Raw genomic sequence first — 20,351 nt, forward strand, 5'->3', positions numbered from 1 at the left:
TGTTGTTAGTTTCAAATTTCAATTCTTATTTTTGACTTTTGACTTCCGCAAGGTTTTCCTGGTGTCTATGGCGCGGTGGAACCACACTGATCCCTTCCCGAACTCAGAGGTGAAACGCTGCTGCGGCGACGATAGTTTAGGGGTAGCCCTACGTCAAAATAGCTCGATGCCAGGTTTATTATTCCAACTAAAAAACCCTTCTCTATGAAATAATAGAGAGGGGTTTTTTATCATTTATACAGGTAATTTTAATATCAAAACCACTTTATATTAAAAAAATCGTCAACCAACTTATTAAACCACCTATCCATCCCTATGATGGATTTGCCAACATCCATACTGAAAAACCTCCATATTGGTTTGATTATTAGTGTATTGATAATCATAGATATGGAAATGAACAATAACATTAATAACAAACAAACTAAGCTAATTGGGGAAATTAAGGGATAAAATAACCATACTGACGGACTATGTTCAATAGTGTTAAAACCCCGCCAGGAATAACCTTTACTAGTATCAAAAAATAAAAGATTGCGACAATCTAATCCAAGAGCAACGGTGGCACTTAAAATACACCCAACGGGACTTCCTATGACAAAATACTGTATTGAATCAGAAGTTACAGTTTTATTTTGTAAGGACATCAAAAGCAGGATTGCATTTCCTATGAATAAACCAAGTATTAGCCAATTGAAGATAAATTTCCACCGAAATCCGACTTTAACTTCATCCATTTTGTGTTCTCCTTGTGAATCATTATAATTAATTTTTAGGTGAACTTTAAGCAGGGAAGTAGAATTTTACTTTTCTTAAAATTCACCCTTTATTAGTTAGCAATAAATCAATCATTGCTTCACTAAGTTTGCCTCCTGCAAGCTGATCAACCCATTGCCATTGACCATTACAATTATTTTCTAGAAATATATATTGATAATCAGGTGTAACAATAAAATCCATAGCTGAAAAAGCTAATCCTTGATGTTTGACAAATTGAAAGATTTGTGTTTTTAATGTATCAGGAATCTTCACTAATTCCTGCTTCATTTTTGCAGGTGCTAAACCTCGAAAATCAATTTGTGAAAGTTCGTTATCCTGAGAGTACATTGCTAAGGCAAAAATTTGATCACCAATTACATTAACTCTTAATTCATAAAGTTTTTCTATGTATTCTTGAAATAAAGTAGGACATATTTTAATACTTTCTAAATTTTCTTTAACCTCATGTAAATTAACGATATGTGTATATAAAGGGAAAATATGGCCATCAATTTCAAAACTAGCCTCATCTAAACTTTTTGTACAAACTTTAGGTACTTGTTCAAAAAAATTCAGCACTTCTTGAGGATTATTAGTTACTAAAGTTTTAGGAGTTTTCATTCCTAAGTTTTGAGCTAATTTTATTTGCTGTAATTTAATTCTAGCTCGATGCAAAGAAGGTAAAGGATTAACCCAACGTGCTGTATCATGGGTGCAAAAATAAAAACCTCTTAAAAGAGCAGTACATTGTGATTTTATAAAAGCTGAAGTTCCCTCTTCTAGATGAGAAACTTCTATTTCTTTTGGTCTTCTAAACCAGACACTCAAAACTTCTTCAGAATTAAAACTACGTTGAGAGTCGAGAATTTTAACTTCAAAATTAGAACCATTTGTTGATATTTCTGTGTTTAACCATAAATCTTCTGTATTTAGTCTAATAACTCGATCTTGCAAATTACGTTGATTTAGTTTATAAATTACTAAATCAGCATGAGAATCTTGCTTGGAGGTTACAATTAAAACTATTTTTCTTGACATATAAAATTTCCTTTATTTAATTTAAGTTTTACGGATAATTGATAAATACGACTGTTGACAAATTCAGATGCTAATAAAGAGTAATTTTTAATATCTACAAATTCTTGTATTTGATCGTTAAAAGCGTGTTGTCTCAAAATTCCTTCTAATATAAATCCAGATTTTTCTAACAGTTTAAAACTGGAAGAATTAAAATCATATACCTGACAAGTAACTTTATTCATTTTCATTTCTGAAAAGATAAAGTTTAAAAATAAGTAAAGACCTACTGAACCATAGCCTTTACCTAATAAATCAGGATCTACTCCACCAAATAAAGAACATCTTCTTGTTTTATGATCATCTATCAAAATGCTGCAAAATCCTACTCTTTGATTAGTTTCCTTATGATAGAGAATCAGACGAATTAAATCAGGGTAATCACCATAAATCTTCTGATTGATGTACTGTGTTTTGTCAATCTCAGAATTATATAAATTCAAGTCAAACATTAATGACCATTCAGGAGAGAAAAAACATTTGAAATAAAAATCTTGATCTATTGTTGCTAACGATTTCCTAATTCTTAGATTTTTAAACATAATTTGTTACTGAAACCCTGTTTGTAAGAATCAGGTTGGTTATTATTATTAAATTAAAACCAACCAAAATAGATTAAAACTTAATTTTAATCAGTACCTTTATCATCATTATCTTCATCTGAATCTGATAAAGGGAACCCGGTTGTCTTAGCAACCATGCTTGTAGTAGTTGGTTCACTTGGTCCGCCCATTTCTATAAGAGATGAAACTTGAGTTTGCGGATTATAATCCCACTTATCAGGAACAGGTTCATATCCTCTTTCCTTAAAGTCAACGTGATCACGATAGAGCATTCCGATTGGTGTTGTCGTTTTCATAATAGGTTATTTTTTGTATGTACCTATACTTTATACTTTAGTGTTAAGTCTTGTACAACCGGATTTTACCGGAAGTTTTATAAAAGAATATTCAGCAAAAAACCGGAAAACCCAGAAAAAACCGGATCAAGTTCGGGTATAATTACACCAAACCTTTACCCGGTATAAAATCAATGGATGTAAATGAAGCGTTACAATTTGCTGATCAGTTAGTTTTTGAACATACTGGTAAGCACTTAGATGGTATTCAAAAGGCTGTAGTGGAGGGAACTTGGCAAAGAGACACTTATGAAGATATTGCTAAAAAATATAATTTAACCGAAAAGCATTTATCAGATGTAGGTTATAAGTTATGGTCACTTTTATCTGAATCATTAGGTGAAGATATTAAAAAAACCAATTTTCGTTCTACATTTGAAAGATTAAATATTGAATCATCTCAAAATCCAAATATTTGTATTGGTAATAATTATTATTATAGTTCGCAAACATTAAATCAACCTAATAAAGAAGATGATAAAATTAATATAAATACTGAATCTAAATTATCTGTTTACGATTTAACTTTAGCTCCTGAAATTATAAAATTTTATCAACGTGGGACAGAATTAGAAAAACTTTCTGATTGGATATTTAAGCAAAATACTCGTTTGATTTCAGTGTCAGGATTATATGGAACTGGTAAAACTACTTTAGTTAAAAAATTTATTGATTTAAACTTACATGAATTTGTAGTGGTTATTTGGAGAAGTTTAAAATATCCTCAACCTTTAGATTTATTTATTTCCGATTTATTGAATGTTTGTCAACAAGAACCTCAAGCAACTTTAGATAAACGATTAAAACAATTATTTGATATTCTTGCGAATCAAAAATGTTTAATTATTCTTGATAATTTACAAAATATATTTATTCCTGGTAAATTTGCAGGACAATACAAAGTTGAATATCAAGATTATCAAAACTTTTTTACTATGATTACAGAGGTTAAACATCAAAGTCATGTAATTGTTATTAGTCAAGAACAATGTCCAGAAATGGAATGTTTAGATGATGAATTATGTCCGATTAAGTCTTTAGAGCTATCAGGATTATATAATGTTGATATTCTCCAAAATAGAGGATTAAAAAATGAAAATACTTGGTTAAACTTAATTGATTTATATGCAGGTAACTTGATTGATTTAAAAAGTGTGAGTATCTTAATTAACAAGAATTACGATGGTCAAGTTGCTGATTTTTTAGCTGAGAATACTTTGCATATTACTAATCAGATGCAATCTCGTTTTCGGGATGTGTTTAACCATTTATCACTCCAAGAAAAAGAAATAGTGTTGCATTTAAGTAAGTTTGACATACCTATTACTAGAGACTGTTTAAAAGAGGGTTTAAATTTATCTGTTGTTGATTTTAATAATGGGTTACAGTCTTTACAACAAAGGTATTTAGTCACGAAAATAAGAAATAATACAATCTTGTTTCAATTATATTCAGTTTTTAAGGAATATGTTAAAAACTCTTCTAAAGTTGACAATCATCAATTTTAGAATAATAAGCTCTAATTTGTTAAAGCGACTTGAGGTAAAACCTGATTTAATTTACCACTACGATAGCCTTCTAAATCCAAGGTGACATAGATAAATTTCGGCTTTAGTTACCCCAGTTTTCGCCAAAGAACGCAAATTTAATAACCTGCAATCCTGATTTAACCTGGAATGGTGCGTTACGCTGTCGCTAACACACCCTACTTTTGCACTACTTTTGGGGAGGTGAAATTTGGTAAATACAATTTATGGTTGTTGACCTTTTGATGTATATTACCTAATGGCACAATTAAACTAAAATCATGGATGTTTTACTAATTACATAGGAATCCTATTTGATTTCTAAACAAGACTCAGAGAGAATAGGGTGAGGTATATCAAGTCTAACAAGGAATAATAATAAGTCAGCATTCACCAACTGCAATACGTATTAGAGTATCAGCCGTGATCATATATCAAACTCCACCAAGATTATTCCTCTATCAAACGGTAATTATCAGGAACTTTGGGAATGAATAAATTTACTTTATCTGTTATTTTGTTGAATAGTCTATTTGTTTCTATAGAAACTGCTCATGCTAAATCATTAATAAATAATTACAATAATGCAAATCTAGAAATAGAGAAAAAAATCGCTAATGCGAATGAAATTTCTCAAAAATTAAAATTACCATCGGCAAAGATAGCAGTTATTGATCAAAATAATCAGGTAAAACAACAAAATTTCGTTTGGGTATTTAGAGATTTAAAGGAGGTGGGAAAACAACCATTTCTCCAAGTTAAGACGGTAACAGAGAAACCAAAAACTAAACCTGAATCTAAATCACCGAAAGAAGATGAATTAGAGGATTTTGCAGAAGTTACGAAGGATACTCAAAAATCAGAGGGAATCTTTACTATTTATCGTCATAAGCATAAGAATAAAATCTATCTAGAAATTAAACCAGAACAACTTCAAAAAAACTTTATTGCAACTTCCACTTTAGAATCGGGAATCGGTGAAAAAGGTATTTATAGTGGAATGCCATTGCAAGACTTTTTATTCTATTTTCAAAAGGTAGATAATCAGTTACAATTTGTAGTTCGTAATGTTAATTTTCGGACTCGTGAAGGAGATCCTCAAGCTAGATCAGTAGCTAGATCATTTAGTGATTCTGTGCTGTACACTATTCCTATTAAGAGTATTAATTCACAACAAAAAACAATTCTAGTTGATTTAGGTGATTTATTACTGACAGATTTAGCAGGATTAGCTACTAATTTAGAATTAGCTGCTAGTCCTGATCAAGGTTATCTTGGTAATGCGAAAGTATTTCCTGGTAATTTAGAAATTGAGGCGATTTTCAATTTTACTAGTGCTGGTAAGGATTTGGATGTTTTAGCTGATAGTCGCGGTTTTACCTTAAAGGTGCATTATAGTTTATCGGAATTACCACAAACTAAATATCAACCTCGGTTAGCTGATGAACGGGTGGGTTATTTCCTCACAGCTTATCAAGATTTATCTAAAGATAAACGAAGAGATCCTTTTGTTCGTTATATTAATCGTTGGAATTTAGAAAAACAAGATCCTACAGCCGCAATTTCTCCACCGAAAAAACCGATTGTTTTTTGGATTGATAATGCTGTGCCTCTAGAATATCGTGAGTCTATCAAAGAGGGAGTTTTGATGTGGAATCAAGCCTTTTTGAAAGCGGGATTTAAGGATGCTATTCAAGTTGAACAAATGCCTGATAATGCTACTTGGGACCCAGCCGATATTCGCTATAATACTATCCGGTGGATTAATACGGTGGATGGTTTTTTTGCGATGGGTCCATCTCGTGTTAATCCCTTAACTGGGGAAATTTTGGATGCAGATATTCTGATTGATGGTAGTTTTGTCCGATTATTAAAAAATGATTATCGGCAAATTATTCAACCTCAAAATTCACAAACTAATACTTCTTTATCAAGATTAGTTAATAATGAAGGTTTGTGTGGACAAGGTAAGCAAAAATCGCTAAAATCATTAGGCAATTTGTCTAAATTGGCGACAGATTATGATTTATGCTACGGTATGGAGGCATCTAATCAGTTGGCTTTTGGTTATTTGGCAATGTCTATGTTAGGAAATAGTCCACCAAGTCCAAAGCAGTTAAAAGATTATATCCATCAATATTTACGTTTAATTATTACCCATGAGGTTGGTCATACTTTGGGTTTGCGGCATAATTTCCGGGGTAGTACCTTACTCTCTCCGATTGAGATGAATAATCCAGAAATTACTCGGACTAAAGGGATGACAGCATCGGTCATGGATTATATTCCTCCTAATATTGCTCCTGATGGTGTCAAGCAGGGAGATTATTTTCCCAATCAGGTGGGACCTTATGATGAATGGGCAATTGAGTATGGTTATACTCCCAGTCAAGCGATAACTACCCTGGGAGAAAGGTCGTTTTTAGCGGCAATTGCGGGACGATCTAACCAACGGGAGTTGAGTTATGCTCCTGATGAGGATTTATCTAATAGTGATCCAACTGTGAATCCTTGGGATCATAGTGGTAATGTGTTGGTTTATTCTCAGTCACAATTGGCTAATACGCGGCGGATGTGGGAACGATTAAATCAGGGATATTCTATAGATACAGAGAATGCTAGTGATGTAGAGGAGCGTTTCAATAGTATTTTGAGGAATTATTTACAGCATTTATACTATATAAGTAAGTATATTGGTGGGCAGTCTTTTTACCGAGTTAAGCCCAGTGATGCTAAGGGACAAGTACCATTTGTGCTGGTGCCGGTAGAAGAACAGCGACAAGCATTAATGATTATGCAAAAGTATGTTTTTGTGGAAGATGCTTTAAAGTTTCCCCCGGAATTACTGAATAAGTTAGTACCTTCGCGGTGGTTACATTGGGGGACTAATATTCAAGTCGGACGGTTAGATTATCCGATTCATGATTTAGTGTTGTTGGTGCAGACTGCGGTTTTACGGGATTTATTGGCAAGCGATCGCCTAACTCGGATTAAGGATCTAGAATTAAAAAGTGCATCAGGAAAATCTCTCACTTTGCCGGAATTATTTGATACTTTACAAACGGGGATTTGGTCGGAGGTTTTAAAACCTCAAGGTAAAGTGCAAATTTCTAGTTTGCGAAGAGGTTTACAACGGGAATATCTGAATGTACTGATGGGAATGGTGTTGCGAAAAGAATCTGCTCCTGAAGATGCGCGAACTTTGGCTTGGTATAAACTCAAACAGTTAAATAATCAATTAAGACGGGTGAATTCTGAAGATAAATATACTCAAGCTTTTTTATTAGAAACACGCGATCGCATTGAGAAGACTTTAAATGCACCTTTGGTAGGGAATTAATCTGCTACATAAGATCCCCTATTTCCTCTTTTACCAATTATCAATTGATATAGGAAGTAGGGGATATCAGCCTTTTATAGAAAAAAAGCGGGAAAGAGTCGTTTTTTCTTTAGCTAAAAATTTATGTTAGCATATATTAGTATGCAATGAAAAATTAAATTATTTATTAAACCTATGACAATTACACTGCAAGCAAGAGATATCAATTTACGTTATTTGATTGATAATTTTGGAATTGAATTAGTTTTTGATCCCGAATTTTTCCGGGAATGGCAAGCAGATTTAACAGAACTAACAGATTTAGATAAACAACTTTTGGATAAAGTCAAGACAGGTTATTTTAATTTATTAAATTATCCCCCATTATTAGAAGATGTGGTAAGAATGGCAATTGTAGATCCTATACTGTTTATTGGCGATTTTTATCTTGCTCCACTATATATTAAAGCAGAAGAAGCTGTAGAAATTGTTAATGAAGATGAAGGGGTGATTATCAAAGGAAAAATAGATACTTTAATCTTAAAAGATCAATTTTGGGTAATGGTGATAGAGTCAAAACAAGCGGAGTATTCGATTGAAAAGGGGTTAGCCCAAATTCTAGTTTATATGTTAGCTAATCCCCATCCAGATAAACCTTGTTTTGGCATGATTACAAGTGGTGGTGAATTTATTTTTGTGAAATTAGTCATGGGAAATCCACCTCGTTATGGTTTATCAAAAGGGTTTTTAACTCGCAACCCTGGAAATGAACTTTATGATGTTTTTCGTATTCTCAAGCGGTTAACTCATTTGGTGATGGGTTAGAATTAGTAGCAAATATAACCCAACCAAAACCCCCGCCAAAGTCTGACATGGCTACAAAAAAAGCCCACCTAAGTGGACTCATAAAAAATTAATTATTTTCAACCCACGCAGGCGGTCACTGAGCTTGTCGATAGCGTAGCGTGGCGTTAGCCATAGTGTGGATTTCGTCTGTGTAGACGCGGTTTCTAACCGCCCCAATTACTTAATGATGGTGATGGTGGTGAGTAATAGCTGATTGCGAATTAACAGCCATACCTTCAGTTGACATCAACTCTGCTATATGTGCATTTGCCCATTCAGCAACCATAGCTAAAAATTGTGGATTATCATTAACACAAGCCATTTGTAAATAATCTACATCTGGATGTTGTTTTTCTAAATCATGAATAATGTGATGCACATCTAACAAAGTTTCATGATTTTCTGTGGCAAAACCAATGGGCATAAATAGCAACGCTTTTGCACCCAATTGAATCAAATTTTGAGCAGCTACTGTAGCATTTGGTTGAGTCCATTCAATTAACGGTGTATCATGATTCAACCAACCCACAGAAATTAATGGGTAATTGTTAATTAACTTATTTCTCACTAACTCATACATGGCTTGACTTTCATCAATTCCAGATGTAAAGCCTTTAGCTTTGTGAGGACAACCATGATTCATCAAGATAATCCCAATTTGCGAAGGTAAATAACCTTTAGCCAAATCAGTATGAATTTTTTCTTCTACCAAATGCGCCATCAAATCAATATATTTTGGCTCATTGTAGAACGAAGGAATATATCTTTGGGCTTTGATCCAATGTTCATCACCATCAGCTAATTCTACCAAAGCATTATTTACTTGTTCAATAGCGATACCACTGGTAAAAATGGAATCAACAACTAATAATGGATAAATCAGAAGTTTGCTAAAGCCTTGATCTTTAATTTCGGCTAAAACTTGGTTTGGTAAAAAAGGAGCGCAAAAGTTAAAAGCTTTGAAAACTTGAACACCATTACCCCATTTATGTTGTAATTCGTGTTCAATACCCGCTCTTTGTCTTTCAAAAATGGCATTATGTGGGGAGATAAAATCATGATGTGTGTGTCCCCATTCATGACGATCAAATAATGCCAAAAGCTTGGCTAAGGGGGGATAAATCCAAGTAGGAACAGGAGCGAATTTAGCCGTCAGTAAATTTAAAGCTTGTTCGTTATAGTTAGCAAAATCTTCGTAGCTTTCGACTTCGCCATAGCCCATAAGTAATACGGCTACACGGTCTTTACTGGGTAGATGATCGTGGCTATGGGTAGCGTGCAGTTTTTCCGGGGTTGCAACCACAATGAGTTCCTCAAGATAACTGAAACAGAGAGACAAGCCTAGACAATTACTAGATTATCTCTATCAATTTGTAGCATAATATCCTATCCAGGGGGATGGGATAAAAATAAAAATAAAAATACACATCTAACTCAATACATTAAATCACATTAAGGTTTAATACAAGATTGTAATCATTAATGTGTTAATATTACTTGATTCTATGCGTCCTCTACATTTTTTCTGTCTGCCCTTAAACGTGCTAAACTATCAATGGCATCACCTAAAGCTGTCGTGAGACTTTTCCGAGTTTGAGCGTGATTTTCTTGCTCAAGTTTCAAAGCTTGTAACAGACAATCACGTTCCTGTATGACTTCTAACAATTGAACTTGTAACTCTTCTATAGAATTAAACTGGGAAATTTCTTGCTGAATAGCTGTAGTAATATCAGTTCCCGTTTCAGCATTAACACCCGAAAATTTTTGGACTTCAGCCTTTATAGATGCGATCGCTTCTTGGTGAATTTTCGCATCTGCACGCCGCTGTTCTGCTTCAGTATTATAAAGCTGTCGCCATTTTTGCGAACTTTCCCAAGCTTCATCTCGTTCCCGCTGAAATTGCGTCATCTGTTGCGTGAGAGACTGAATTTCGGTTAACCATTTTTGTGTTAGATCTTGAGTCATAGAAGGTTTTTGTAGTAGCTGGGGTTAACTTTTTTAATACAACCTATAGAGTAGTAGACTGGAAAAATTATTGATGTTTGTTGTTACTCACAACTGAATGTGATTACCACTTAAAATATGTTTAGAGATAAGTTTGCTAACAACTTGGGAATTAGTCAAGCCCGTAAGGAACAAGTATACCTGGATATATGCAGATCCGTAACCCTGGCGGATATTAGTTATTGGATTCAGGTTTTATTTGCAGCCGGTATTGCTACCTTAGGATTAGTGCTGAACAGTCCAGCCGTAATTATTGGTGCAATGCTAATTTCTCCATTAATGGGGGGTATTCTGGCTAATGGACTAGCCTTAGCTGCTGGTGATGTGATCCTAGCTATGCGAGCGCTGTTGAATCTGGTGATAAGCTGTTTCGTCGCCATTACTTTTGCAGTGTTACTCGTCTCATTACTACCATTTAAGGAAATAACTAGTGAGATTGCAGCGAGGATTCGTCCCAATATCTTAGATTTGGTAGTGGCTTTATTTTCCGGTGGAGTGGGTTCAGTAGCCATTTGTCAAGAATCAAAAGGAATAGCTACTTCTATTCCTGGTGTGGCTATTGCCGTAGCTTTGATGCCACCTTTATGTGTTGTTGGCTATGGTATTGGTGTAGCAATCAGTCTAGATTATGCTAGAGGTTTACAGGTAGCTAGTGGTGGCGGATTGCTATTTTTTACCAATTTAGTGGCGATAACTTTTTCAGCCATGCTGGTTTTTCTGTGTCTACATATTGATAGTCCTCAGGTAAGAGCAAAAGTTAGGGACTGGCGAACAACAGACAAAGAAAGTATCCGAATGCAAAGTGTTTTAGAGAACTTGCCTGCCTACAATAAGATCAAAAAGATTGGCAGTCTACCAGGAAGATTTATCTTAATTTTTAGTACCATTGCTGTAATTATTTTTCCTCTCAATCAATCTTTTATCCAACTCAGACGAGAAATTACTTTGCAGCAAAAGGAAAATCAAATTCGTAGAGAAGCAACTGAAGTGTGGCAAAAGACTTTTGCGAATTTCCCTAATGGTGAAACGAGGTCTTATCTGAGTAATATTGCTACTATCCAGCAAAACAATAAATTGATAATTCAACTGCAAATATTTAGCAGTAAGCAATATACGAATGAAGAACAAAATAGTTATATTCAAATATTAGCTGCTCGTTTGAAAAAATCACCAGAATTATTAGGACTGAAATTAATTGAAGTTCCCACAACAGCAAATGAAGTTATCCGCGAAGTAACTGAGGAAAAGAATAATACCCCAGTTATAACTATTGCTGAGTTACAAGCCAATTTTCTTCAAGAAGTGCAATCTGCCTTTAACAATATTCAACTTCCCCAGCCAGCCCAATTAATTGATTATGAATTAATTACTAATGCCGTTGAACCATTGAAGATTAGGTTATTTTATTTGAGTGAAAGAGACATTGATAGAGATGCTCAAAGTTTGATAGCGGATAATATTAGAAATAGGCTTGGTTATCAGTCTGCAAAGGTGAAAATGGAGAGAAGATCAACTTCTCTAGGAATTATCTCTTTTGAAAAAGATAAATCAGTAATAACACCAGCTAATGGCAAAATTTTAGACAGTGCTGGTGAAATTTTGCAGCAACATCCTAATTTAAATCTGGAAGTGACAGTTAACCAGGAACTAACCGAAACACAAGATATAATTCAAGAGCGATCGCAAGCCATTACAAAATATCTACAATTAAAATGGCAAGTGAGTGATGATAGGGTCAATACCCAAATAGGAGGAGAATCTCAAAGAAATGTAAAACTTAAACTTACACTAAAATCACTGATGAATCCACCATCAGAAACTTTGCTCAACCCCAGCTAAGATGTGTAATATCCGTTTTATTAGGTTCTTTCGTCACCTGACATGGCCCACACTGAAAAAAACTTTTTCGAGGACAATTGAGACAAGACTTTTAGGACTATCGGCTGAAATAGCATTTAATGCCATCTTATCACTATTTCCGGCAATTCTGGCCCTGCTAACAGCAATTGGCTTATTTGCAGAATCTTTACGAAATACGTTTATTCAACTAGCAACACAACTGAGTAGAATTGTTCCTCAAGAAGCTTGGATATTAATCCGGGATTTTGCGACTGAAGAAATTGCCAACTCTAAAAATAGTAGTTTATTTTCTCTGAGTTTTGTACTTGCTCTTTGGGCTGCCTCTGGGGCAATTAATACAGCTATGACAGCATTAGATAGGATTCAGCAAATTCCCACCAAAAAAATCCGTCCTTTTTGGCAAGCAAAACTGATATCTCTTGGCTTAACAATCGGGACTATATTATTATTAGTGGTGGCTTCTTTTCTAGTATTTATTAGTGATTTACTCTTGGGAATAGTCGTAGGTAGCAATACTTATTTAGTTTTTTTATTGCATATTTGGCAATTTTTACGTTGGCCTTTAGCATTGTGTACTGTGGCCACCGCTTTTGCTTTTGTCTATCGCTATGGACCAAGCAAATTAGAACCAAAGACACCACTAATGCCAGGGGCAATTTTAGCAGCCATTTTTTGGGCAATTGTTTCTGGACTATTTCGTCTCTATGTGAGCAATTTTGGCAATTATAATAAAGTCTATGGTGCTGTGGGGGCTGTAATTGTTTTAATGTTATGGTTATGGATGAGTGCTTTCGTTCTTCTCGTCGGACACCAATTAAATGTAACTGTCGGTGAAGACATGAACAATAACAGCAGAATTCAGGAGTCAGGAGTCAGGAGTCAGGAGTAAAATTTTTGTACTTGATTTACCGATAATGTACTTTAAGATGTGGATAGAATAGCTAATCATAATTAATGAAACGCAGATCAACACAGATAGAATGCAGATGATATGATCAATTTTATGATTATGTGCAGCTTGATATAAAATTGGTATAAAGAAATGAGATAATATAAAAGTTGATTAAACAGCAATTGCAAATTATTAATAATGCCTAATTCTTCTGAACAATTTTCTATTACACCTGATGGTTATGCACCGAGATTAAAGCGTCTACGTCAACTGAGTGGAATATTAGATAATATAATTACCATTCCCGGAACACAAATAGGAGTTGGTTTAGATCCAATTATAGGATTACTACCCATAGGTGGTGATGCTTTAGGATTAATATTTTCCTTTTATATTATCATTGAAGCCGCACAATTGGGCGTACCCACAGCCACATTAGGACGGATGGTAATGAATGTGATTGTAGATTCCTTAGTTGGATCTATTCCCATGTTAGGAGATTTGTTTGATTTTGCCTGGAGGGCGAATAATTACAATATTATTTTATTAGAAGAAGCTTTAAAATTTCCGCAGCAAAATCAAAAAGTAAATAACACATTTATCCTCATTTTTAGTATTGGCTTATTTTTACTGGCTATTGTCTTAATATCCATACCCGTGATATTAATAAGAATATTATGGCAAGTTTTTACTGGTAGTTAAATGACTTATCTATAAAATCATGAAAGATTGGTGGCAAGATAATTTTCCTCAAGGGCAGCAAAATCTCATTATTAATGATTCTCAAGGTTATCCAATTCAAATAGCCTATGGTGAAAAAGGTAACGGGAGACCGCTGATTTTATTACATGGTTTAGGCAGTTGGAGTTATAATTGGCGGCATAGTATTGAACCATTATCTCAACATTTTCGAGTAATTTGTTGTGATTTTAAATGTTTTGGTTTTTCAGAAAAGCCTGTATCTCGTCGAGAAGAAACAGGACATCAAATTATTGAATTAAAACGCATTATTCAAGGTTTATGTGATGAACCACCCATTATTGTAGCAGAATCTATAGGCGCATTAATTTCTCTCGGATTAGCTGGTAAAAATCCTGATTTAATCGGACGGTTAGTAGTAATTAACGCTCCTATTTTTACAGAAACTTTACCTCATTGGTCTATGGGTTTATTAGCACAAACACCAATAGAAATTATCCATGCAATTGATGATTTACGTCTTGCATATTGGTTTGCACCTTTAGTCAGAGAAGTCATGGGAGCAGAAAGACGCAGGGTGTTATATAATCCTTCATTATTAACAGAAGAAGATATTTATTGGATTACTTACCCATTCATTGAAATTCCGGGAACGTTGGTAAAAGTGGCTGAAGAGTTACAAATTGCTGCTCACGAAATTGAGAATTTGCGAAATAATCAGCCAAGTATGCTGAAAAATATTCAAAATAATCTCAAAAATATTGAATGTCCAACTTTGGTTTTATGGGGTGATCAAGATAGTTGGTTTCCTGTTAGTCATGGAGAAAAATTACATCAACATTTGCCTAATTCTCGCTTACAAATTTTGCAAAACTGTTATCATGATGCATCAACTGGTTCTGCTGATGTTGTGAATGCTGCAATTTTAGAATTTTTAAAAGATACCAATTTCTGTTGAATTTTGACTAATGACATAAATTGTGTTTTTACCAATTATTAATGATCAAAATTCAGGGGATTTTCCGTAGGGGCAATGCCCCCGTGCTTGCCCCACAACCTCTCTGGGCAACCACAGGGGGTTTGCCCCTACTTTTTTAACAAGCCCTAATTACTGACGCGCTTCTTAAACCTTGCACAGTAGAAATTACCTGTTGGGCAACTTGATCAATTTCCTCAACTGTATTAAATCTCCCAATCCCAAACCGCACCGAAGCATAAGCTAATTTATCTGAATGTCCCAACGCTTTCAACACATAGGAAGGAGCAACATTATTAGAAGAACAAGCAGAACCAGAGGATACAGCTACTATTGATTGTAAACCTAAAGAAAGCGCCGCACCATCTACACCTTCCACACTAATATTTAAATTTCCTGCTAATCGTTTTTGAGGATCTCCATTTATATAAATTCCCTCTACAGTAGATAATTGTTGCCACAATCTTTCTCTTAATACTGTTAACCGTTGATTTTCTGTTTCTTGTTCGGTTATGGCAATTTCTACAGCTTTACCAAAACCCACAATTTGCGGTGTATATAATGTCCCAGAACGCATTCCTCTTTCATGTCCTCCCCCATGTTGTTGGGAAGCAAGTTTCACTCTAGGATCACGTCTGCGAACATATAAAGCCCCAATTCCCTTTGGTCCATAAACTTTATGGGCTGTAAGAGACATTAAATCAATATTCATCGCTTCCACATCTAAAGGGATTTTACCAATAGCTTGGGCTGCGTCTGTGTGAAAAATAATTTGCCGTTGATGGCACATTGCCCCAATTTCAGCTATTGGTTGTAAAACCCCAATTTCATTATTTGCAGCCATCACAGATACTAAAATTGTATCATCACGCAAGGCTTTTTCTAACTGATTTAAGTCAATTAATCCATCTTTTTTTACTGGCAAAATTGTCAGATTAAAACCAAGATTTTTTAAATATTCACAAGGATCTAAAACTGCTTTATGTTCCGTGTTAATGGTCACAATATGTTGACCTTTTTGGAAATAAGCTTCAGCAATACCTTTAATAGCTAGATTATTTGCTTCTGTTGCACCACTGGTAAAAACAATTTCTTCGGGTGTGGCGTTAATTGCATTTGCTAAAATTTCCCGTGTTTGTTTAACAGCAGTTTCTGATTCCCAACCATAAACATGACTAATACTAGCCGCATTACCAAACTTTTCTGTAAAATAGGGAATCATAGCAGCCATTACCCTTTCATCAACGGGGGTAGTAGCATGACAATCGAGGTAGATAGGACGACTGGACATAATTAATTGACGATTAATTCAAAATTTGACCTAGTTTTTTTAAGATTCGGAAAACTTGATAAAGTTCGTTTTCTCGCTTCAAAAGTGTAAATTGATCAGACAAAGCATATTGAGGTTGATTGATTTGAGAAAGTTTAAGAAAAATAAAATCACTGCCATTCATTACCAATCCAAATACGGGTTTTGGAGGATGAGGATTAGCCAGCATATAAGTAAGTGCTTGAGGTATGGCTTCTAAAAGGGAAAAAGCAGTTTTTTTAGATTCAATTACCAATAACCATAATTGTTGCTGGATAACTAAAACATCAATTCTGCCTCTGATAACTTCTTCTGCATCTTCGACTGCAATTTCTATTGATGATTCACTTCTAATAAAAAAAGGTTCATCATAAAATCCAGATAAACTGAGTAAGGGAGATAAAACTACTAATTTTACTGTTTCTTCCGATAAAGGAGGACGTTTAACTAATCGGAGAAAATGAAATTTTACTCTGTCTAGATATTGTTTTTCTAAATCAGAGATTTCTGGTAAATTTTCTAACCATTCAGGAAAAAATGTTTCATTGTCGGTTTGTTCTAGACCAAATCTTGCTTCTAAGTCGGCAATGCCTATATTTTGCGCTTGGATGAATTGAACCATAATACAAATAATGGAATTGATATTCCTATTGTATAAGGTGGGAATGGTTATGTTATTTCATTAATCTAATTTGGTAAAGTAAAGTTTAAATTAATTAACATTTGGGCAATCAAATATCACGGGTATATCAACAAAGTCTGACAAATCGGACTATCAAAGTTTAAATAGCTGCTAATTCCTTAATTTTATTGAGTACAGATTCAGCATGACCTTTTGTTTTGACATTAGGCCAAACGTAGGCAATAATTTTATCAGGTGAAATCAAGAAAGTTGAACGAGCAACTCCCATGTATTCTTTACCCATAAACTTTTTTAAACGCCATGCACCATAAGCTTCTATTAATTGATGTTCAGGATCAGTTAATAGGGTAATTGATAAATTATGTTTATCTATAAATTTGCAATGAGAGGTAGCAGAATCTGGACTAACACCGATGATTTTTGCTCCTGCTGTTGTAAATTCTGAGGATAATTTTGTAAAATCTTGAGCCTCTGTAGTGCAACCAGGTGTATTATCTTTAGGATAAAAATAGAGGACTAGCCACTGATTAAGATCAGCGAGGTTGATTAGGTGATTGTTTTGATCTGGGGTGGAAAAATCTGGTGCAGGTTGTCCAATTTGGGGAATATTGCTCATAAATGAGAAGGCGATAAATTAGGGATCAGTGAAAATTATAGCAAAATTATGTACTCACATTTGATTCCATTTCCCGTCTGCGAGGAACATCATAAACCATAAAATCATGAGCCATGATTGTTTTCGGAAAAATTGCTTTTGCTTCTTTAAGTAAATCTTTTAATTCAATAGTATTACCTGGCGCATAACGAGGGCTAAAATGTGTCATAATCAGTTTGCGGACTCCTGCAATGTGTGCTGTTTGGGCTGCCATTGTAGTTGTAGAATGTAGCCTTTGAAAAGCCATTTCTGAATCTTGATGAGCAAATGTGGCTTCATGAATTAACACATCTGCATCTTCTGCTAATTGCACAGCACCGTCACAATAAACTGTATCTGTACAATAGGCAATTTTCCGCCCGATTTCTGTTGGTCCACATAATTCACTACCATTGATTACTCTTCCGTCTTCCAGAGTGACTGTTTCACCGCGCTTAAGTTGTCCATAAATTGGACCTGAAGGAATTTCTAAGGCTTTGGCTTTTTCTATATCAAAACGTCCGGTTCTGTCTTTTTCCGTGACTCGGTAGCCAAAGGCAGGAATGCGGTGATGTAAAAGACCACAGCTAACTGTAAATTCATCATTTTCATAAACTATCCCCGGCTGAACAGTATGCACTTTAATGGGGTAGGAAAAATGAGTATGAGAGTAACGAGAAGCGGCTTGTAAGTATTCGTTTAATCCCGATGGACCATAAATATCAATTTTGTCTACATTACCTGCTAAACCGCAACTAGCCAGCAATCCCATTAAGCCGAAAATATGATCACCGTGCATATGGGTGACAAAAATTCGGGATAGTTGGCTAACTTTTAAGTCACTCCGCAAAATTTGATGTTGAGTTCCTTCCCCACAGTCAAATAACCACAGTTCTGCCCGTTGCGGCAACCTCAGTGCTACGCTGGAAACGTTGCGTGATCTTGTCGGTACACCTGAACTCGTCCCTAAGAATGTAATCTGCACGGTGTTTTTTAGCTTTCCTTTGGCTCAATATAGTCCTCGATTCTCTATCTTGACACAGTATTGGCACAGTCAGCTATTGGAGAAAAAGCAAAACATCAAGAATTTTTAATTTTCCTAGTTTTTATTGCCACCAGAAAGAATTTGGTAAAGGCCAAGATAACTCGCAAAGAGTACCTTGAGGATAAAGGGAAACTCTCCTAAATTTACCGTTAATTTGTTGTGCTAAATTTTTAAATTGTTTTGTTCCCCAACCTTCTTTTAATGGGTAAATTCCTAAACCATTATCTATAATACTCAGAGTGTAAATCCCTTGATCTTCAACCCAAGAATAAGTAACTTGTAAACAGGTGATGTCGGTGGCGTGTTTACCAACATTACATAAGGCTTCTTCTAAAAATCGGCAAAGTCCTCGCTTATTTTCAATACTCAAACTGCTTTCATATATAGGCTCAAAACTATGGATTTTTAGTTTGAGGGTTTTAAAACAGGGAAAATCCCTTTCTAGTGTGTAATTATAAACTTGATAAAGAATTTCTGGTAAGGGATTTCGCAAATCTATAACTACATTATTTCCTAAGTAAAGGCTAGTATCTTGAGTTAAGGTTTCTTGTTGCCAAAGTTCGTACATTCCGCGTAACTCTTGATTCAATTCTTCAAGTTCTTGTTCTATTAAAGGTAGCAAATTATGAATGGGTAAATCTTTTCTTTTAACGAGACGTAAAACTTTAGCTAGAGTTTGTAATGGTCCATTATGAATTGTCTCAAATGTAGTTTTAATCATGGTCTGTCGGGATTGAATGCCAGATTGAACGATCTGGCTATATTGATATAAAGCTATAAAAATAAGACAATTTATCACCATAACGATAATTGCTGGCATGAGGTAAAATAAGTTATGCCAAATTGACAAAAAATGACTACTTAAGACGATAGTAATAATGGTGAAAATAATTATGATGATGCCGACTATTTTTCCTAGAAAAATAAAATAAATTTCTTCTTTTAGTTTTTTCCAAAATTGAGTTTGCATAAGCTTGTATTCCATTGTCAAAACTTTAATTATGGAAAACACATTTTTGATTTTACTAATTTTATTTAATCAATTAATCCTTCTTTTCTAGCTTTGATTTCTGTTTGAATGCGAATATTTTTACCTTCTTCAGGGTAAATATTTAAAACGTCTTGTAACTTACTCCAATAATGACGCACCATGCGTTCAGATATGCACATATTTTCAGCGATCGCTTTATCTTGTAATCCTTCTTCAAAAGCTAAGTTTAGCACTTTTAACCACTCTGGTTTTACCTCTAAACCTGAGTGAATTCCTTTGATATCTTTTGTGTGAGTTAATCCCTGTAATGCCCAATCCACTCTAGTTAACATTTCTTGAGTAGAAAGACTTTTATCCGCAATTGTAAAGCCACCTTGATGATTATCAATAAAAGGACGAATACGTATTAATGTTCTGGCATGGACGCTTTGAATGACGAAATTTAGGTGTAAATAATTGTTCATTAAAACCTTCAGGAGTTGAATACCTGTATCAACTTTCGCTGTCATTTCTAGTTTTTCTGGTATAGAAAGATCCATAATTAGTAAATTAGGTTGGCAGATTAGAACTTGCTCAACAGCATAACTAGCATTTATAGCAGTATTAAATTCAGCACTAGGATAGTTTTTTCTTAATATTTCCACAGTTCCGTTTAACACTGATTCATGATCATCAATTACCAAGAATTTTAAACCCGACTTTTCTGAGAAAGATTGTTTCATATTTAATCATTGTCCCAATAGTTACACCATTAATAAATTGTGGTGACTATCTACGACTATTAACTAGTTTTACTAGATTCTATTACCTATAATTCATTGGCTATGAGGGGTCATACCCCCCACCCCTAAAAAAATCTTAGAAAACGCTGAA

General features: G+C 34.5%; 18 protein-coding genes and 1 rRNA gene. 8 read left to right on the forward strand and 11 right to left on the reverse strand.

Annotation, left to right across the window (positions count from 1 at the left end):
* Positions 1 to 57 precede the first annotated feature (57 nt).
* Positions 58 to 175 (forward strand): 5S ribosomal RNA (gene rrf / locus FJR05_RS17810).
* A 644-nt stretch (positions 176 to 819) separates the two neighbouring features.
* Here the strand turns inward: rrf and FJR05_RS17815 are convergent.
* The 3 genes from FJR05_RS17815 to FJR05_RS17825 form a co-directional block, all read right to left on the reverse strand.
* Positions 820 to 1,797, reverse strand: a complete 978-nt coding sequence (locus FJR05_RS17815; RefSeq protein ID WP_168645349.1) for an MvdC/MvdD family ATP grasp protein — start codon at positions 1,795 to 1,797, stop codon at positions 820 to 822.
* Complete coding sequence (locus tag FJR05_RS17820) at positions 1,782 to 2,378, reverse strand: GNAT family N-acetyltransferase (protein ID WP_168645350.1); 597 nt, start codon at positions 2,376 to 2,378, stop codon at positions 1,782 to 1,784. The genes FJR05_RS17815 and FJR05_RS17820 overlap by 16 nt, the downstream gene beginning before the upstream one ends.
* Before the next feature lie 86 nt (positions 2,379 to 2,464).
* Positions 2,465 to 2,695, reverse strand: a complete 231-nt coding sequence (locus tag FJR05_RS17825) for a hypothetical protein (protein WP_168645351.1) — start codon at positions 2,693 to 2,695, stop codon at positions 2,465 to 2,467.
* 173 nt (positions 2,696 to 2,868) lie between these two features.
* Between FJR05_RS17825 and FJR05_RS17830 the strand changes: the two genes are divergently transcribed.
* From FJR05_RS17830 to FJR05_RS17840, 3 genes are all read left to right on the forward strand, one after another.
* On the forward strand, positions 2,869 to 4,242 hold the full coding sequence (locus FJR05_RS17830) for a hypothetical protein (RefSeq protein WP_168645352.1): 1,374 nt from the start codon (positions 2,869 to 2,871) through the stop codon (positions 4,240 to 4,242).
* A 508-nt stretch (positions 4,243 to 4,750) separates the two neighbouring features.
* Complete coding sequence (locus FJR05_RS17835) at positions 4,751 to 7,600, forward strand: zinc-dependent metalloprotease (protein ID WP_168645353.1); 2,850 nt, start codon at positions 4,751 to 4,753, stop codon at positions 7,598 to 7,600.
* A gap of 174 nt (positions 7,601 to 7,774) precedes the next feature.
* A complete protein-coding gene (locus FJR05_RS17840; RefSeq protein ID WP_168645354.1) occupies positions 7,775 to 8,404 on the forward strand; it encodes a restriction endonuclease subunit R in 630 nt (209 codons plus the stop codon).
* Positions 8,405 to 8,606: 202 nt separating this feature from the next.
* Here the strand turns inward: FJR05_RS17840 and FJR05_RS17845 are convergent, their stop codons facing one another.
* Both FJR05_RS17845 and FJR05_RS17850 read right to left on the reverse strand, forming a co-directional pair.
* A complete protein-coding gene (locus FJR05_RS17845; RefSeq protein WP_168645355.1) occupies positions 8,607 to 9,728 on the reverse strand; it encodes a ferrochelatase in 1,122 nt (373 codons plus the stop codon).
* A gap of 200 nt (positions 9,729 to 9,928) precedes the next feature.
* Positions 9,929 to 10,390, reverse strand: a complete 462-nt coding sequence (locus FJR05_RS17850; RefSeq protein ID WP_168645356.1) for a hypothetical protein — start codon at positions 10,388 to 10,390, stop codon at positions 9,929 to 9,931.
* Between the two features lie 117 nt (positions 10,391 to 10,507).
* Here FJR05_RS17850 and FJR05_RS17855 point away from each other — a divergent pair, with 117 nt between their 5' ends.
* From FJR05_RS17855 to FJR05_RS17870, 4 genes are all read left to right on the forward strand, one after another.
* Entirely contained in the window at positions 10,508 to 12,268 is a 1,761-nt protein-coding gene (locus FJR05_RS17855; RefSeq protein ID WP_168645357.1) for a DUF389 domain-containing protein, read from the forward strand.
* A gap of 1 nt (position 12,269) precedes the next feature.
* Positions 12,270 to 13,178 (forward strand): YihY/virulence factor BrkB family protein, encoded by a 909-nt coding sequence (locus FJR05_RS17860; RefSeq protein ID WP_168645358.1) that lies wholly within the window; start codon positions 12,270 to 12,272, stop codon positions 13,176 to 13,178.
* 201 nt (positions 13,179 to 13,379) lie between these two features.
* Positions 13,380 to 13,883 carry a DUF4112 domain-containing protein gene (locus tag FJR05_RS17865; RefSeq protein WP_168645359.1) on the forward strand — a complete coding sequence of 168 codons (504 nt, stop codon included), beginning with the start codon at positions 13,380 to 13,382 and terminating at the stop codon, positions 13,881 to 13,883.
* Between the two features lie 19 nt (positions 13,884 to 13,902).
* Positions 13,903 to 14,838 carry an alpha/beta fold hydrolase gene (locus FJR05_RS17870; RefSeq protein WP_168645360.1) on the forward strand — a complete coding sequence of 312 codons (936 nt, stop codon included), beginning with the start codon at positions 13,903 to 13,905 and terminating at the stop codon, positions 14,836 to 14,838.
* A 136-nt stretch (positions 14,839 to 14,974) separates the two neighbouring features.
* On the opposite strand, the gene FJR05_RS17875 is transcribed toward FJR05_RS17870, so the two are convergent.
* The 6 genes from FJR05_RS17875 to FJR05_RS17900 all read right to left on the reverse strand — a co-directional run bounded on the left by FJR05_RS17875 (position 14,975) and on the right by FJR05_RS17900 (position 20,200).
* The gene (locus tag FJR05_RS17875; protein WP_168645361.1) at positions 14,975 to 16,147 is read right to left on the reverse strand and encodes an IscS subfamily cysteine desulfurase; all 1,173 of its coding nucleotides are present in this window, start codon (positions 16,145 to 16,147) and stop codon (positions 14,975 to 14,977) included.
* Positions 16,148 to 16,160: 13 nt separating this feature from the next.
* Positions 16,161 to 16,787 carry a type I restriction endonuclease gene (locus FJR05_RS17880; protein ID WP_168645362.1) on the reverse strand — a complete coding sequence of 209 codons (627 nt, stop codon included), beginning with the start codon at positions 16,785 to 16,787 and terminating at the stop codon, positions 16,161 to 16,163.
* Between the two features lie 160 nt (positions 16,788 to 16,947).
* Positions 16,948 to 17,424, reverse strand: a complete 477-nt coding sequence (gene bcp / locus FJR05_RS17885; protein ID WP_168645363.1) for a thioredoxin-dependent thiol peroxidase — start codon at positions 17,422 to 17,424, stop codon at positions 16,948 to 16,950.
* A gap of 46 nt (positions 17,425 to 17,470) precedes the next feature.
* Positions 17,471 to 18,427: a ribonuclease Z gene (locus FJR05_RS17890; RefSeq protein ID WP_168645364.1), complete on the reverse strand. Its 957-nt coding sequence runs from the start codon at positions 18,425 to 18,427 to the stop codon at positions 17,471 to 17,473.
* A gap of 121 nt (positions 18,428 to 18,548) precedes the next feature.
* Positions 18,549 to 19,457: a sensor histidine kinase gene (locus FJR05_RS17895; RefSeq protein ID WP_168645365.1), complete on the reverse strand. Its 909-nt coding sequence runs from the start codon at positions 19,455 to 19,457 to the stop codon at positions 18,549 to 18,551.
* A 65-nt stretch (positions 19,458 to 19,522) separates the two neighbouring features.
* A complete protein-coding gene (locus FJR05_RS17900) occupies positions 19,523 to 20,200 on the reverse strand; it encodes a response regulator transcription factor (RefSeq protein ID WP_168645366.1) in 678 nt (225 codons plus the stop codon).
* Positions 20,201 to 20,351: the final 151 nt, after the last annotated feature.

It is taken from the genome of Dolichospermum sp. UHCC 0259, assembly GCF_009711935.1.
Taxonomy (GTDB): Bacteria; Cyanobacteriota; Cyanobacteriia; order Cyanobacteriales; family Nostocaceae; genus Dolichospermum.

What these genes read in the sequence shown, in the direction of transcription:
- FJR05_RS17815 (WP_168645349.1), bottom strand. Translation starts at nt 1,797, where the DNA reads ATGTCAAGAAAAATAGTTTTAATTGTAACCTCCAAGCAAGATTCTCAT.
- FJR05_RS17820 (WP_168645350.1), bottom strand. Translation starts at nt 2,378, where the DNA reads ATGTTTAAAAATCTAAGAATTAGGAAATCGTTAGCAACAATAGATCAA.
- FJR05_RS17825 (WP_168645351.1), bottom strand. Translation starts at nt 2,695, where the DNA reads ATGAAAACGACAACACCAATCGGAATGCTCTATCGTGATCACGTTGAC.
- FJR05_RS17830 (WP_168645352.1), top strand. Translation starts at nt 2,869, where the DNA reads ATGGATGTAAATGAAGCGTTACAATTTGCTGATCAGTTAGTTTTTGAA.
- FJR05_RS17835 (WP_168645353.1), top strand. Translation starts at nt 4,751, where the DNA reads ATGAATAAATTTACTTTATCTGTTATTTTGTTGAATAGTCTATTTGTT.
- FJR05_RS17840 (WP_168645354.1), top strand. Translation starts at nt 7,775, where the DNA reads ATGACAATTACACTGCAAGCAAGAGATATCAATTTACGTTATTTGATT.
- FJR05_RS17850 (WP_168645356.1), bottom strand. Translation starts at nt 10,390, where the DNA reads ATGACTCAAGATCTAACACAAAAATGGTTAACCGAAATTCAGTCTCTC.
- FJR05_RS17855 (WP_168645357.1), top strand. Translation starts at nt 10,508, where the DNA reads ATGTTTAGAGATAAGTTTGCTAACAACTTGGGAATTAGTCAAGCCCGT.
- FJR05_RS17860 (WP_168645358.1), top strand. Translation starts at nt 12,270, where the DNA reads ATGTGTAATATCCGTTTTATTAGGTTCTTTCGTCACCTGACATGGCCC.
- FJR05_RS17865 (WP_168645359.1), top strand. Translation starts at nt 13,380, where the DNA reads ATGCCTAATTCTTCTGAACAATTTTCTATTACACCTGATGGTTATGCA.
- FJR05_RS17870 (WP_168645360.1), top strand. Translation starts at nt 13,903, where the DNA reads ATGAAAGATTGGTGGCAAGATAATTTTCCTCAAGGGCAGCAAAATCTC.
- FJR05_RS17875 (WP_168645361.1), bottom strand. Translation starts at nt 16,147, where the DNA reads ATGTCCAGTCGTCCTATCTACCTCGATTGTCATGCTACTACCCCCGTT.
- FJR05_RS17880 (WP_168645362.1), bottom strand. Translation starts at nt 16,787, where the DNA reads ATGGTTCAATTCATCCAAGCGCAAAATATAGGCATTGCCGACTTAGAA.
- bcp (WP_168645363.1), bottom strand. Translation starts at nt 17,424, where the DNA reads ATGAGCAATATTCCCCAAATTGGACAACCTGCACCAGATTTTTCCACC.
- FJR05_RS17895 (WP_168645365.1), bottom strand. Translation starts at nt 19,457, where the DNA reads ATGCAAACTCAATTTTGGAAAAAACTAAAAGAAGAAATTTATTTTATT.
- FJR05_RS17900 (WP_168645366.1), bottom strand. Translation starts at nt 20,200, where the DNA reads ATGAAACAATCTTTCTCAGAAAAGTCGGGTTTAAAATTCTTGGTAATT.